The organism is Luteipulveratus halotolerans, assembly GCF_001247745.1.
GTDB lineage: Bacteria > Actinomycetota > Actinomycetes > Actinomycetales > Dermatophilaceae > Luteipulveratus > Luteipulveratus halotolerans.
In genome coordinates this window covers 488,274-502,667 of the sequence record NZ_LAIR01000002.1, presented here as the reverse complement: position 1 = coordinate 502,667, position 14,394 = coordinate 488,274, and the positions used below count along the sequence as shown (strand labels likewise).

Here is a 14,394-nt window from a genome sequence, read left to right as displayed (position 1 = left end):
ATGCGGACCTTCAACGGCATTGACGAGGCGAAGGCCGCGGTCGGCGAGCACCTCGGCTACAGCGACTGGCACGAGGTCACGCAGGAGTCGGTCAACCTGTTCGCGGACGCGACGGGTGACCACCAGTGGATCCACGTCGACGTCGACAAGGCGAAGGCCGGTCCGTTCGGCGGCACGATCGCGCACGGCTACCTGACCCTGTCGCTGCTGCCGACGCTGCTCGCGCAGATCTACACCGTCGAGGGCGTGCAGATGGGCATGAACTACGGCGCCAACAAGGTGCGGTTCCCCTCGCCGGTTCCGGTCGGGTCGAAGGTCCGCGCGGGTGCCGAGCTGCTCGCGCTGGAGCCGGCGTCGCTCGGCTACCAGTCGAGCGTGAAGGTGACCGTCGAGATCGAGGGCGCCGACAAGCCGGCGTGTGTCGCCGAGGTGCTCTACCTGATCGTCCCGTAGCGGCCCCCTCCCCGCGAAAACCGTCTGGCCGGCACTCCATGGAGTGCCGGCCAGACGGTTTTCGTCGTTCAGGTCTGGTCGTGCAGGTGGGCGGCGATCGCCGCACGGATCGGGTCGTGCTGGGGACCGAGCGCGGTCTGCGGATCGCTCCACCGCTCGACGGGGTACAACCACACCGGACGCTGGATGATCTCGGGCGGCTCCCACTCGTACCGCGGGAAGACGTGCGTGTGCAGGAACGGGTCGGCGTTGCCGAGGATCTCGATGTTGACTCGCCTGAACGCGGGATCGCTTGCGGCACAAGCATGCTCGACCGCGGTCGACAACCGCTCGACGCTCTCGAGGTACGCCAGTCGCCGGGCCCGCGGCAGATCGGTCAGTCTCCCGACGGCCGGGTCGTCGGTCAGCAGCACGCAGTAACCCGGCAGCCACTGCACGTCGCCGATGACCGCGAACGCCTCGGGCAGTCGACCGATCACCGTGGGGTTGTCGCCCCGGTGAGCCGCTGCGATGCGGTCCTGCTTCCAGTCCTCGGTCACGCTGCGCCTTCGCTCAGGCGGGCGCGGATGTCGTCGCCGAACTGCCGCATCCGGGCCAGCACGTCGTCGCGCGGATCGGTGCCGGGCTCCCAGTTGGCGAGGACGGCGTACGCGACGGTGCCACCCGCGGTCGACACCAGGCCGACGTCGGCGCGCACCGTGCTGTCGGTGCCGGTCTTGTTGACGAGCAGGAAGCCACGGTCGTCCTCGGCGTGCGCAAGCGGATCGAGCCCGAACGCCGATGCCACCATCGACAGGTCGGTGCCCAGCACCAGCCAGTCCTGCACCATCGGGTCGACGGTGCCGTCGTGCAGCAGCCGCAGGTAGCGCACCACCGATGCCGCCGACGCGCGAGACAACGTCGCGGCCACGCCGGGCAGCGACGGGTCGCGCCCCTCGCCACGGATGCGGTCGAGCAGCGCCATCGGCGCGAGGCCGTGCCGGTCGGCGTACGCCGCGACCGCGTCGAGACCGACGTGCCGCAGCAGCACGTTGGTGGCGAGGTTGTCGCTGACCGCGCCGACGAGCCGGCACGCGTCGACGACCGACAGGTCACGCTGGTCGAGGGCGTGCCACAGGCCGGAGTCGCGGACGAACTCGCTGTCGTCCCAGCGGATGCGCTCGTCGGGGTCCTGCTCGCCGGCGGCAATGCGTTCGGCGACGACGGCGAGCAGCAAGAGCTTGCCGACCGATGCCGTGCGCAGGACCGCGTCGGGCGACTCGGACAGCCACGCCTTGTCGCCGTCGAGCGGCTGGACGTGGATGCTCCAGGAGACCTCGGTCTCGATACGGCTCGCCCTGGGGGGCTCGCCTACTGGACCAGCGGGACCGGGCTCGCCTACTCGACCAGCGGGACCGGGCTCGCCTCCTCGACCAGCGGCAGGTGTCATGCGTACTTCTCCAGGGATCGCAGGGCGTCGTCGAGCCGGGAGCGCTCGTCGACGACGGCGCGGCGTACGGCCGGCGTGAGGTCCTGCGCAAGCGCGGCGTCGGCCGCATCACGCGTCGCGGTCGAGACCAGCGGCCACGGGAACGCCAGCCCGGCGAGGCGTTGCAGGGCGTCCTGGCCGACCCAGCCGGCCATCGCGGGCACGTCGGCGAAGTAGCGTTCGGCGTAGGGCTCGAGCAGGTCACGCTGCGACACCCGCCAGAAGCCGGAGGCGAGGAAGTTGCGCTCGTAGTGTGACCGGCCGTCGTCACGCGTGAGCTCGGCCCACGCCCACTCCTTGGCAGCCGCGGTCGGCGCAGAAGCCTTGGCGCGCAACGCATTACGGTCGCCGCTCATCGTGCGGTCGTTGTCGTGGACGGCGTCGATGTCGGCATCACCGCCTTCGCCGAGGACGACGAGCCGCGTCACCGCCGACCAGCGGAGCTCGTCGTCGCCCTCGAGACCGGCCGGGACCCGCCGTCCGGCGGCCCAGTCGCGCAGCAGAGCCACATCGCACGTCGTGTCGGCGAGCAGCCGCGCGGCCACCAGCGACTCGGGCGAGCCGGCAGGACGGGCGTCGAGCACCGCCTGGGCCGCGGCCGCCCGGTCGCGCACGACCTGCGCCTGCTCGGACGGCAGCAGAGCCGCCGTGACCGGCCCGAACAGGTGTCGGCCGACCGCCTCGAGCACCGTCAGCGACGGCTCGTGCGGCCAGGCCTGCACGAACGTGCGGTGCGCGTGCCTCGGGTCGACCGTCACCGAGCGGACGCCGTCGATGAGCGCCGTCCACAGCACGACACGCGCCGACGCGTCGGGCACCGATGACAGGTGCTCGGGCAGCGCGGCCAGCGTCGCGTCGTCGAGGTCGACCAGCGCCCAGGTGAGGTCGCCGGCGTTGGGGACGAGCAGCTCGGGGGCGGGAGCACCGACCAGCGCCGGTGCAGGGGTCATGGCCTCCAGCAGGGTCAGGTCGTCCTCGACCACCCGCTGACCGCCGCGGTAGCCGACCACGTCGAGGCGGTGGGCCCGCGACGTCGGGGCGGCGTCCGGCGTACGACGCATGACCGACGCACCGCGCACGTGGTCACCGTCGAGATCGAGCTCGACGCCGAGGGTGTCGCGGCCGCTCGTGCGCAACCATGCGTCCGCCCACGCGCCCAGGTCACGTCCCGAGGCGCGCTCCATGGCGGCGAGGAAGTCGGCGAACGTCGCGTTGGCGTCGCGGTGCTCGGCCAGGTAGGCCCGGATACCCGCGACGAAGGCGTCGTCACCGATGAACGCGATCAGCTGGCGCAGCACCGACGCACCCTTGGCGTAGGAGATGCCGTCGAAGTTCATCAGCGCCGAACCGGCGTCGACAGCCTCCGAACCCGCCACCGGATGGGTCGAGGGCGTGTGCTCGACGGCGTAGCCCCAGATCTTGCGAACGATGCCGAAGTCGACCCACGCCTCGGCGAATTCCGTTGCCTCCGAGAGGATTCGGTGCGCCATGTACTCGGCGAACGACTCGTTGAGCCACAGGTCGTCCCACCAGCGCAGCGTCACGAGGTCGCCGAACCACATGTGCGCCATCTCGTGCGCGACCGTGTTGCTGCGAGTCAGCACGTCGTTGCGCGTGTAGGCGCCGCGGAAGACGTACTGGTCGCGGAACGTCACGCAGCCGGGATTCTCCATCGCGCCGGCGTTGAACTCGGGCACGAACACCTGGTGGTACTCGCCGAACGCGTAGGGCACCCCGAAGAGCTCGTCGTCGTAGTCGTACGCCGCCTTGGTCACCTCCAGGATCTGCGGGGCCTGCTCACGCAGCTCGGTCGCGAGCGACCGGCGGGCGTGGACGCCGAGCCGCACGCCGCGGTGCTCGTCGTGGACCGAGGCGTAGGGGCCCGCGCAGACGGTCACGAAGTAGGTCGCGAGCGGCCGAGTGGTCGAGAGGGTCCACTCCCCCGGCGCCGTACGCGTGGGGTCACCGTTGCCGATCACCGTCCAGTCGTGGGGTGCCCGGACCGTGACGTCGTAGGGCGCCTTGAGGTCGGGCTGGTCGAAGCACGCGAAGACCGTGGGCGCCGCGTCGAGGAACAGGTGGCCGTAGACGTAGTGGCGCCCGTCGGTCGGGTCGACGGCGCGGTGCAGCCCCTGGCCGTCGCGGCTGTAGGTCATCGTCGCGCGCACCTCGACCGTGTTGGACACGGCCAGGTCGTCGAGCACGACGCGTCGCCCCTCGACAGCGGACGGCTGAATCTCGTTGCCGTTCAACGTGATCGAGTGCACGGTCGTCGCCGCGACGTCGAGGAACGTCGACGCGCCCGGCTCACGACAGGTGAACGAGATCGTCGACGTCGACTCGAAGGTCTCCTCGCCCGTGTCGAGGTCGAGGTGGACGCGGTAACCCGTGACGTCGACGAGGGCGGCCCGGGCCTGCGCCTCGGTGCGCAGCAGTGAGGTCACGCGTGGACGCTCCCGGCCAGGACAGCGGGGAACGCCTCGCGGGACGCGAGGACCTCGGCCAACCGGCCGCTCATGTCGGTGTACTCCTTGCGCAGCACCGGAGCGGTGTCAGGGTCAGCGACCGCGGACTCGGTGAGCTTGAGGGTGCGAGCGGTCGCCACGGGCAGCGGGTAGGCACCATAGGCCAGCGACATCAACGAGAACCCGTTCATCGTCCGCGACAGGTCGCGCATCGCGCCGAAGTAGCGCTCGACGTAGGGCTCGACGAGGTCGGGGTCGGGTGCCCGCCAGAACGTCGACGCGATCGCGGCGCGCTCCTCGGCCGAGAGCGACGCCTCGTCGAACAGCTGGGACCACGCCCAACGCTTGGCGCCAGATGTGGGACGAATCGCCTTGGCACTCAACGCACTCAACCGTCCGGAGGCGGTCTGGTCGCGCTCAGCGAGCGCGTCGATGCCGGCCTCGTCGAGGCCGCCGAGCCGTGCCAACGACGTCGCAGCGACCCAGCCGAACTCGGTGTCGCCGCGCAGCTGCTCGGGGCGCCCGTCGTCGTCGACCCATCGGCGCAGCAGGTCGCGGTCGGGCGTCGTACGGGCCACGAGACGTGCCGCCGTGAGCGCGTGCGAGCTCGCCGGGTCGGACGCCTCGAGCACCGCCTGGCCGACGTCGGCCAGCGCCGCCCGCCAGTGGTCACGCTCCTCCGCGGGGAGGAACAGGTTGCAGTAGAGGGTGGCCGCACGCTCGGAGACCAGCTCGAGGATCGTCGAGCTGGACTCCTGCGGGAGCGCTGAGACCGCGATGTCGAGCGCGGTCCGCGGGTCGACCTGGGCCCGGGCGACGCCGTTGTCGAGGGCAGCCCACACGGCCGACCGGGCAAGGGCGTCAGGGATGCGGGGCAGCTGCTCGGGCAGCGCTGTCGTCGTCGCGTCGTCGTAGACGATCGCCGCGAACGTGAGGTCGCCGGCGTTGGGGATGAGCACCTTGGGCACGGACGCACCGACGACCGACGGCAGGTGCTGCTCGGCGTCGGAGATCTCCAGCTGCTCGCTGAACACGGTCTCGCCGTCGGCGTAGCCGGTGAGGTCGAGCACGTGCGGTCGCTCCGCCGGGAAGTCGGCGGGCGGCGTACGCCGTGCGGTCGCCGCGGTGATCACGCCCCCCTCGTCGGTGGCGACCTCGACCGACAGGGTGTCGGTGCCGGCGGTCTCGAGCCACGCCCGCGACCACGAGCTCAGGTCGCGTCCGCTCGCCGAGGCCATCGCACGCAGGAAGTCCGACAGCGTGGCGTTGCCCCACAGGTGGTCACGCAGGTAGGTGCGCACACCGGCGAGGAACGCGTCGTCCCCGAGGTACGCCGCGAGCTGGCGCAGCGCGCTGGCCCCCTTGGCGTAGGAGATCATGTCGCAGTTCTGCAGGGCCGAGCTCACGTCGGGCGCGGGCATGCCCGCGATCGGATGGGTCGCCGGCGAGCGGTCGTTGGTGTAGCCGGTGCTCTTACGGGCGGCGCCGAAGCTCACCCACGCGTCGGTGAACCGGGTGGCCTCGGTCATCGCCCGGTAGGCCATGTACTCGGCGAACGACTCGTTGAGCCACAGGTCGTCCCACCAGCGCATCGTCACCATGTCGCCGAACCACATGTGGGCCATCTCGTGGGCGATGACGTTGGCGCGCTCCAGCCGCTGGGCATCGCTGATCGACCCGACGAAGAGGTACTGGTCGCGGAAGGTCACGCAGCCGGGGTTCTCCATGGCGCCCACGCCCGGCGGCAGCTCGGGCACGAAGGCCTGGTGGTACTGCGCGTAGGGGTAGGAGGTCTGGTACGCGTCGCGGTAGTAGTCGAGGCACTGCCGGGTCACCTCGAAGATCTCCGGTGACTGCGCCTCCAGCTGCTCGGCGAGCGAGGCGCGGGTGTGCAGGCCCAGCGGGATGCCGTCGTGCTCGGCGAAGACGCTGATGTACGCCCCCGCCACCAGGGTGACGAAGTACGGCGCGAGCGGCGGCGTCGTCCCGAGTCGCCAGTGCGTGCTGTCGAGCTGCTCGGACGCGCCGTTGCCGTAGGCGACCCAGCCCTCGGGCACGGTGACCTCGATGTCGAACGGCGCCTTGAGGTCGGGCTGGTCGAAGCAGGCGAACCAGCGCGGCGCATCGGCCGGTGCGCTCAGGGCCTGCAGGTAGACGTTGCCGTCAGCGGGGTCGACGGCTCGGTGCAGACCCGAGCCGTCCCGGCTGTAGCGCATGGTCGCGGTGAGCTCGACCTCGTTGTGCTCCTGCAGGTCGGCCAGCACGACCCGGTCGTCCGCGACCGTGACGTCGAGGTCGACCCCGTTGAGGCGTACGGACTGCACCGCCTCGGCGCTCACGTCGAGGAACGTCTGCGCGCCGGGCTCACGGCACGAGAAGGTGATGGTCGAGGTCGAGGTGAAGGTCTCGGGACCCTGGTCGAGGTCGAGACGCACCCGGTAGGCGTCGACGCCGATCAGGCTCGCACGCGCTTGGGCTTCCTGCAGAGTGAGCGAGGGCATGATGCCCACTCTTTCATCTGCCGTGGCGCCGTGCGGGCCCCTTGGGTCAGCCGACCTGGCGGCGGGCCATGCCCTCCAGCCGGGCGATGCGGTCGGCCGTCGGCGGGTGCGTCGAGAAGAGCTTGGAGACGTCCTGCTTGCGGAACGGGTTGGCGATCATCATGTGCGAGGCGTTGACGACGGCCGGCTCGGGCGCGAGGGGCGCACGGGCGACGCCGGTCTCAAGCTTGTGCAGCGCCGACGCGAGGGCCAGCGGGTCGCCGGTGAGCTTGGCGCCGTCCTCGTCGGCGTCGTACTCGCGGGTGCGGCTGATGGCCATCTGGATGATCATCGCGGCGAAGGGTGCGAGCAGCGACATCGCGAGCAGCGCGATCGGGTTGGGGCGGTCCTCGTCGTTGCCGCCGCCGAAGATGTTCATGAACATCAGCATCTGGGCGACCGAGGTGATCACACCGGCGATCGCAGCCGCGACGGACGAGGTCAGGATGTCGCGGTTGTAGACGTGCATCAGCTCGTGGCCGAGCACACCACGCAGCTCACGCTCGTCGAGCAGGTCGAGGATGCCGGCGGTGCAGCAGACCGCGGCGTGCTGGGGGTTGCGACCGGTGGCGAACGCGTTGGGCGCCTGGGTCGGTGAGATGTAGAGCCGCGGCATGGGCTTGCCGGCTGCGGTGGAGAGCTCGCGCACGATGCGGTACATCGCCGGCGCCTCGGCCTCGCTGACGGGCTGGGCGCGCATGGCGCGGATGGCGAGCTTGTCGCTGTTCCAGTAGCCGTAGGCGGTGGTGCCGACGCCGATGAGGGCGAACAGCCAGATGAACCTGCCGTTGCCGATGACGGCACCGAGAGCGAGGAGCAGGGCCCAGATGCCGCCGAAGAGGGCAGCGGTCTTGAGGCCGTTGAAATGGCGATGCATGTCCGGAAAACGTACAGGCACAGCGGTCTGTTCCGGGCTCAGCCGACCAGTCCGAGCAGCAGCTGCGGGGCCAGGCTCGTCGCTGCGAGGGCGAGCAGGCCGAGCACGACCAGAGCCACGTGCAGGCGGTGCGGACGGTCGACCACGGCATCGGCGTGGGGTCGTCCCAGCATCGCGAGCATCCAGCGCAGGTAGACCGCGAGGCCGAGCATCGCGTTGATCGCGGCGATGACCGCCAGCCACCACAGGCCGTCGGCGACGACCGGGCGCAGGGCCAGCACCTTGGCGACCAGCCCGATGATGCCCGGCGGAAGACCTGCCAGGGTCAGCAGCGCCGCACCGAGCGTGACCGCAGCGAGCGGACGACGACGGAACAGGCCGGCGTACGACGTCAGCCGGGTCGCGTGGTCACGCCCCTCGGCGTGGGCGACCAGTGTGACGACGGCGAACGCGACGAGGGTGGCGAGGCCGTAGACGAGGAGGTAGCCGGCCGATGCCCGGACGGCACCGCTCGCGACCGTGGCCAGCGGCAGGATGACCCAGCCGGCCTGCGCGACCGTCGACCAGGCGAGCAGCCGCAGTGCTGACGGCTCGCGCAGCGCCATGACGTTGCCGAGCGTCATGGTGATCGCCGCGACCACCGCGATCGCGAGCAGCGCCGACTCACCCAGCACGGTCACACCGCGCAGCACTGCGAGCAGGGCGCCGAGCGCCGCGAGCTTGGAGGTGACCGCGAGGAAGGCGCCGACCGGGATGGACGCGCCGGAGTACGCCTCGGGGGTCCAGGCGTGGAAGGGCACCAGCGAGAGCTTGAAGCCCAGACCGGCGACGATCAGGACGACGGCGAGGACGAGCACCCGGCGGGTCTCGGGGTCGGCTGCCGCGGCGAGCACCGCATCGCCGTCGAGCAGCGCCGAGCCCGTCGAGGCGAACCACATCGCCGCCCCGAGCGCGAGCACCGCGAACGACACCAACGACGTCGTGAGCAGCGACAAGGCGCCGTCGACAGCCGAACGCCGTGCCCGGAAGGCCACCAGCGCGACCGTCGGGATCGTGGCCAGCTCGATGAGCACCAGCCATGATCCGAGGTCACGGGCCGCCATGACACCGGTGCCGCCGGCCGCTGCGGTGAGGACGAGAGCCGAGGCGACCGGCGTACGGTCGACCGGCGCGCGGACCGGCAGGATCAGCAGGGCGACGACCGCCGCGGACACGAGCGTGGCGACCTGCAGGGCCGAGGCGACCCGGTCGGCGACGTAGAGGCACTGCGTGCCGTTGAGGCACAAGGTCGCGCGGGAGTCGTCGTACGACGTGAACGCCGGCACCGTGCTCGCGGCGCCCACGAGGAGCACGAGGGCGGCGATCGCCCAGTGCCAGTGGCCCAGGCGCGGCAGCAGTGCGTCGAGGAGCAGGACGAGCACGGCGCCGATCGCGGGCACGAGCACCGGCGCGAGGACGGCGTAGTCGAGGGTGACCTTCATCGGGTGGCCACCTCCAGCAGGTGGCGCACGACGGGCTCCGTGGAGTCGAGCAGGACGGTGGGCAGGACGCCGAGGCCGATGATCACGATCACGAGGACACCAGCGACGGCCCACTCGATGCCGTGCGCGTCGGCGGGTCGCGGCAGCAGGTGGGGCTCGTCCTGGTCGTCGTGGGCGCTGACCTGCTCGGCGAGCGAGCCCTCGGCCCACACGATGCGCAGCACGCGCAGCGCGTAGGCGGCGGCCAGCACGGTGCCGAGTGCGGCGCCCAGGGCCAGGACGCGGAAGAGCAGCTGGGGCCGGTCGCCGTCGGCGTTCCAGACCGAGGCGATCGCGAGCAGCTCGCCCCAGAACCCGGCCAGGCCGGGCAGACCGAGCGAGGCGGCCATACCGACGACGAGCGCGAACCCGAGTCGCGGCGAGGTGTCACGCAACGAGCCGCGCGGCTCGTCGAGGGCGTCACCGCGCCAGCGGTGCTTGAGGCCGCCCACCACGAAGAACAGCAGCGCCGAGATCACGCCGTGCGCGATGTTGGCGAACAGCGCGGCCTGCAGGCCGAGGCGGGTGCCGCTCATCAGGCCGAGCACGACGAACCCCATGTGGGCGACCGACGACCAGGCGATGAGGCGCTTGAGCGAACGCTCGACGAGGCAGACCAGGCCACCCCACAGGATGCCGATGACGGCCAGCACGGCGACGAACGGAGCGACCCGTTCGACGCCCTCGGGCACGGTGGGGACGACGAGGCGGGCGATGCCGTAGGTGCCCATCTTGAGCAGCACCGCCGCGAGCAGCACCGAGCCCGCGGTGGGCGCTGCCGTGTGAGCGGACGGCAGCCACGAGTGCAGCGGCCAGATCGGCACCTTGATGCCGAGGCCGACGAGCATGATCGCGGCGATCACGGTCTGCTGGGTGGTCGTGAGCCCGGCGCCGCCGGCGAGGCGGTCGAGGTCGGAGGTGCCTGTGAGATAGACCAGCGCGAGGATGCCGACGAGCATCAGCGTCGAGCCGAGCACGGTGTAGAGCACGAACTTCGCGGCCGCCGCGGCGCGGTGCTCGCGGTCGCCGAAACCCTTGATCAGCAACCACATCGGGACGAGGACGACCTCGAACGCGAGGAAGAACAGCACGGCGTCACGGGCGAGGAAGGTCGCGATCGCACCGCCGACGACCAGCAGCAGGCAGCCGAAGAACGAGCCGTGCCCGGAGCGCGTCGGCGGCTCGACTCGGCCGTGCAGCACCACGAGCACACCGAGCGCTGCGGTGAGGACGAGCAGGGGTGCGCTGATGCCGTCGACGGCCAGGTGCAGGCGCATCCCGATCGCGGGCACCCACTCGTGGTCGAGCTCGGGACGGCGCCACACCGACAGCCCGACGCACACCGCGGTGGCGACCGCTCCGACGAGGGCGACGCCGAACGCCGTACGCGGTGCGACGGGTGGGTCGAAACGGTCACTCGCGATCAGGACGGCACCCGTTACGACCGGGATGACGACGGACAGCAGCAGGACGGTCACCACAGCGTGACCCCCAGGAAAGCGACAACGAGGACGCCGCCGATGACGGCGAGCAGGCCGCTGGTCGGCGTGCGGGTGTGGACCCGAGCGGTCTGGTCGCCGAGGCTGCGAACCAGCGCGGGCGTGCGCTCGACGCCCCGGTCGAGCCGGGCGTCGAGCCCGGAGACGAGGCGAGCGAGCGCCAGGACCGGGCGCGCGACGACGGCGGTGTAGGCGGTGTCGACGCCGAGACCGCGCGACGCGAGCAGCCGCCACGACATCGGCAGGCGCTCGGAGGCGTCGCCGTAGGTCGTGCGCAGCGACATGACGCGTACGAGCAGACCGGCCGCAACCATCAGCAGGAGGGAAGAACCCATCAGCAGCCAGTCGGGGTGCTTCCAGTCGATGTCGAGCAGCGGTGAGGCGACCACCGCTCCCCCGACGACGCTGAGGAAGGCCAGGACCAGCAGACCGGTCGTCGGCATCAGCCCGGGCTGCGGCTCGAGGTCGTCGTCGACGACCGGACGTTCGCCGGGCGCGAGCTCGCGGCCGTACTCGTCGACCTGGGGCGAGTTGCGGAACATCTCGACGATGCCGACCTCTTGCACGGTGTAGCTGTCCTCGAACACCTCGATCTCGGAACGGCGTTGGAAGACCGTGCCGTGCTGCAGGACCAGCCAGGCCCGCATGGCGTAGGCGGCGGTGAGGACCGTCACGACGCCGAGGAGCACCATGCCGAGCAGCGCCGGTCCGTCACCGTCGGCCGCGTGGTGGGCCGCCGAGTCGATGATGAGGTCCTTGCTGACGAACCCGACCAGCGGCGGCACCCCGGCGAGCGCGAGGAACCCGACCGCGAGCAGGCGACGCAGGTCGCGGTAGCGGCGTACGACGCCCGACAGCCGCGGCACCATCGTGCCGCCGACCAGGACCGTGGCCCAGCCGATCATGAGGAACAGCAGCGCCTTGAACATCGCATGGCCGAGCAGGTGGGCGATCGCGGTGTCCGGCGGAGTGCCGGTCGGCAGGACGCCGAGTGCGGTCAGCATGATGCCGACCTGGCTGACGGTCGACCAGGCGAGGAGCTTCTTGAGGTCCTGCTGGAGGAAGGCGAGCACAGCGGCGACGACGGCGGTGACGCCGGCGAGCACGACCAGCGCCAGCCGCGCCGGCTCGGTGTGCTGCACCAGCGGCAGCAGCCGCGCGAGCACGACGGTGCCGGCGGCGACCATCGTCGCCGCGTGGATGAGCGCGGACGCGGGCGTCGGGCCCTCCATCGCATCGGGCAGCCAGTCCTGGAACGGGATCTGCGCCGACTTGCCGAGCACACCGCAGACGATCCCGAGCACGGCGACGGTGAGCGTCGTCGTACCGGCGTGCGGCTCGGCGGTCCAGAACCTCAGCACGGTCGGGATGTCGGTGCTACGGGCTCCGACGGCGAGCGCTGCGATGCCGACCAGCAGCGGTGCGTCGGCGAGGCGGGTGACGACGAACGCCTTGTACGCCGCCCGCCGGGCCTTCTCGCGCTCGGACTCGTGGCCGATGAGCAGGTAGGAGCACCAGCCCATGAGCTCCCAGCCGACGAGGGTGAGCACCAGGTCGCCGGAGAGCACGACGAGCTGCATGGCGGCCGTGAACAGGCCGACGGTCGCGGCGAACTGGCGGTAGCGCGGGTCGGACCAGAGGTACCAGCGGGCGAAGGTCTGGACCACGAAGGACACCACGGCGACGGCGACCGCGACGAGGACCGACCAGTCGTCGACGAGCAGGTGGAGCGGGATGCGCAGCCCGCCGCCGACGGCGAGGTCACCGATCGTCTCGGGCGAGGTGGTGGCGTTGCCGCGCAGCTGCTGGGCGAGCAGCGCGCACGCGGCGAACAGCGCGACGAAACCGGCAAGCAGGTTGATCGTCGCCGCGGCACGTGAGCTACGGCGTACGAGCAGGAGCGTGAGGACCCCGCCGATCGCCGGCAGGGCGACGGCCAGGTGGCTCGGCTGGATCGGCCCGTTGAGGTTCACGAGTCGTCCTCACGGGCCCGGGTGACGTCGATGTCGCCGCGAGCGCGGAACACCGCGACCACCAGGGCGAGCGCGACGGCGATCTCGGCGGCGGCGATCGTGATGACGAAGATCGTGAGGACGTGACCCGCGCGCAGGGTGTCCTGGACGGTCGAGCCCATCGTGACCAGGAGCAGCCCGGCGGCGGCGAGGACGAGCTCGACACCGATGAGCACGAGGATCGCGTTGCGACGGGCGAGGATGCCGTAGATGCCGGTGCCCGCGAGGACGCTGACCAGCAGGAGCGGCAGCTCGAGGTGGATCACGGGGCGACCTCCTGCGTCGCCTCGTGGTCGGTGTCTGCCGCGACGTCAGGGTCCGCGACGCTCGTGGTCGTGAGGCGGGCCAGTGCGAACGCCGCGACCAGCGCGATCAGCAGCAGCAGCGACAACAGCTCGAACGGCCACACCCACGTGCCGAACAGCTGCTGCGCCAGCGCACCGGTCGAGCCGCCCTGCACGTCGGCCTCACCGCCGAACGCGCCGATCAGGGTGGCGGCCAGCAGGGCAGCGGTGGCCGCGCCCGCGATCAGCGCGGCGACCCGTTGGGTGGCGCTGCCGTCGTGGGCGGTCGAACGACCGATCGGCGCGTGCGTCAGCATCAGCGCGAACAGCACGAGGACGACGACCGCGCCGACGTAGACGAGCAGCTGCACGAGGGCGACCAGCTCGGCGCCGAGCACGAGGTAGCACCCGCTGAGCGCACCGAGGCACACGACGAGCCACAGCGCGGCGTGCACCAGGTGCTTGGTCGTCACCGACAGCACAGCGCTCGCCGCAGTGATCACCCCGACGAGCACGAAGAACACGTCGTGGGTCGTCACGAACCGCTCCCCGGGTCGGCGTCAGGGCCGGGTGAGGTCTCAGGGTCGGGCGAGGCGACGTTGCGGGGAGGGCGCGCGGCGCGCGGCGTACGAGCGGGCTTGGCCGCTGCGGTCACCTCACCGGCGTCAGGGGCGCCCGGGTCGAGCGCGGCCGGAGGCGGCACGGTCTCCATCCACTCGCCGAGCCGTTCCTTCTCGTGGAGCAGGTCGCGGATGTCGGTCTCGGCGTACTCGAACTCCGGGCTCCAGAACAACGCGTCGAACGGGCACACGTCGATGCAGATGCCGCAGTACATGCACAGGCTGAAGTCGATCGCGAAGCGGTCGAGGACGTTCTGCTGGCGGTCGCGCCCGCCCTCGGGGCCGGCCGGGATCGTCTCCTTGTGCGAGTCGATGTAGATGCACCAGTCGGGGCACTCACGCGCGCACAGCATGCAGGAGGTGCAGTTCTCGTGCAGGAGGGCGATGACGCCGCGCGACCGGGGCGGCAGGTCGGGCTTGACGTCGGGGTACTGCTGCGTGTGGGCAGGGCGCGTCATCGTCCGGGCGGTGGTGACCATGCCCTTCACCAGGCCCGGAACCAGGCTGTTGCGCTTCTTGGGGCCCGCCATCGCTCTCTTCCGCCTCGTGCCTGCTCCGCTCGGGGCACGCTACCGGGCCGGGCGGGTCGCACCTAGCACCGACTCGTCGATCGGCCCGACCGGGAACGTGCGGTGCGGAAATAACCTGGCCCGGCG

General features: G+C 71.3%; 12 protein-coding genes. 1 reads left to right on the top strand and 11 read right to left on the bottom strand.

Translation table 11 applies throughout. The annotated features are described in order from the left end of the window. Nucleotides 1–453, top strand: coding sequence for a MaoC family dehydratase (locus VV01_RS02880; RefSeq protein ID WP_050668570.1), 453 nt, complete (start codon nt 1–3; stop codon nt 451–453). Between the two features lie 68 nt (nt 454–521). Here VV01_RS02880 and VV01_RS02875 read toward each other — a convergent pair whose 3' ends face one another. The 11 genes from VV01_RS02875 to VV01_RS02825 are packed head-to-tail and all read right to left on the bottom strand — an operon-like array spanning nt 522 to nt 14,268. Then, on the bottom strand, nt 522–992 hold the full coding sequence (locus tag VV01_RS02875) for an HIT family protein (protein WP_050668569.1): 471 nt from the start codon (nt 990–992) through the stop codon (nt 522–524). Further along, complete coding sequence (locus VV01_RS02870) at nt 989–1,882, bottom strand: serine hydrolase (protein ID WP_050668568.1); 894 nt, start codon at nt 1,880–1,882, stop codon at nt 989–991. Before VV01_RS02870 ends, VV01_RS02875 begins: the two co-directional genes overlap by 4 nt. Then, the gene (pepN, locus tag VV01_RS02865; protein ID WP_050668567.1) at nt 1,879–4,365 is read right to left on the bottom strand and encodes an aminopeptidase N; all 2,487 of its coding nucleotides are present in this window, start codon (nt 4,363–4,365) and stop codon (nt 1,879–1,881) included. Before pepN (VV01_RS02865) ends, VV01_RS02870 begins: the two co-directional genes overlap by 4 nt. Next, complete coding sequence (pepN, locus tag VV01_RS02860) at nt 4,362–6,887, bottom strand: aminopeptidase N (protein WP_071606494.1); 2,526 nt, start codon at nt 6,885–6,887, stop codon at nt 4,362–4,364. The genes pepN (VV01_RS02865) and pepN (VV01_RS02860) overlap by 4 nt, the downstream gene beginning before the upstream one ends. A gap of 46 nt (nt 6,888–6,933) precedes the next feature. Beyond that, the gene (gene htpX, locus VV01_RS02855; protein WP_050668565.1) at nt 6,934–7,803 is read right to left on the bottom strand and encodes a zinc metalloprotease HtpX; all 870 of its coding nucleotides are present in this window, start codon (nt 7,801–7,803) and stop codon (nt 6,934–6,936) included. A gap of 38 nt (nt 7,804–7,841) precedes the next feature. Further along, nucleotides 7,842–9,284, bottom strand: coding sequence for an NADH-quinone oxidoreductase subunit N (locus VV01_RS02850; protein ID WP_050668564.1), 1,443 nt, complete (start codon nt 9,282–9,284; stop codon nt 7,842–7,844). Further along, complete coding sequence (locus VV01_RS02845; RefSeq protein ID WP_231635140.1) at nt 9,281–10,801, bottom strand: complex I subunit 4 family protein; 1,521 nt, start codon at nt 10,799–10,801, stop codon at nt 9,281–9,283. The genes VV01_RS02850 and VV01_RS02845 overlap by 4 nt, the downstream gene beginning before the upstream one ends. Further along, on the bottom strand, nt 10,798–12,795 hold the full coding sequence (locus VV01_RS02840) for an NADH-quinone oxidoreductase subunit 5 family protein (protein ID WP_050668562.1): 1,998 nt from the start codon (nt 12,793–12,795) through the stop codon (nt 10,798–10,800). The genes VV01_RS02845 and VV01_RS02840 overlap by 4 nt, the downstream gene beginning before the upstream one ends. After that, complete coding sequence (nuoK, locus tag VV01_RS02835; protein WP_050668561.1) at nt 12,792–13,100, bottom strand: NADH-quinone oxidoreductase subunit NuoK; 309 nt, start codon at nt 13,098–13,100, stop codon at nt 12,792–12,794. Before nuoK ends, VV01_RS02840 begins: the two co-directional genes overlap by 4 nt. Further along, the gene (locus VV01_RS02830) at nt 13,097–13,657 is read right to left on the bottom strand and encodes an NADH-quinone oxidoreductase subunit J family protein (protein ID WP_071606268.1); all 561 of its coding nucleotides are present in this window, start codon (nt 13,655–13,657) and stop codon (nt 13,097–13,099) included. The genes nuoK and VV01_RS02830 overlap by 4 nt, the downstream gene beginning before the upstream one ends. Next, nucleotides 13,654–14,268, bottom strand: a complete 615-nt coding sequence (locus VV01_RS02825; RefSeq protein ID WP_050668560.1) for a NuoI/complex I 23 kDa subunit family protein — start codon at nt 14,266–14,268, stop codon at nt 13,654–13,656. Before VV01_RS02825 ends, VV01_RS02830 begins: the two co-directional genes overlap by 4 nt. Nucleotides 14,269–14,394 lie beyond the last annotated feature (126 nt).

What these genes read in the sequence shown, in the direction of transcription:
- htpX (WP_050668565.1), bottom strand. Translation starts at nt 7,803, where the DNA reads ATGCATCGCCATTTCAACGGCCTCAAGACCGCTGCCCTCTTCGGCGGC.
- VV01_RS02870 (WP_050668568.1), bottom strand. Translation starts at nt 1,882, where the DNA reads ATGACACCTGCCGCTGGTCGAGGAGGCGAGCCCGGTCCCGCTGGTCGA.
- VV01_RS02825 (WP_050668560.1), bottom strand. Translation starts at nt 14,268, where the DNA reads ATGGCGGGCCCCAAGAAGCGCAACAGCCTGGTTCCGGGCCTGGTGAAG.
- VV01_RS02850 (WP_050668564.1), bottom strand. Translation starts at nt 9,284, where the DNA reads ATGAAGGTCACCCTCGACTACGCCGTCCTCGCGCCGGTGCTCGTGCCC.
- VV01_RS02880 (WP_050668570.1), top strand. Translation starts at nt 1, where the DNA reads ATGCGGACCTTCAACGGCATTGACGAGGCGAAGGCCGCGGTCGGCGAG.
- pepN (WP_071606494.1), bottom strand. Translation starts at nt 6,887, where the DNA reads ATGCCCTCGCTCACTCTGCAGGAAGCCCAAGCGCGTGCGAGCCTGATC.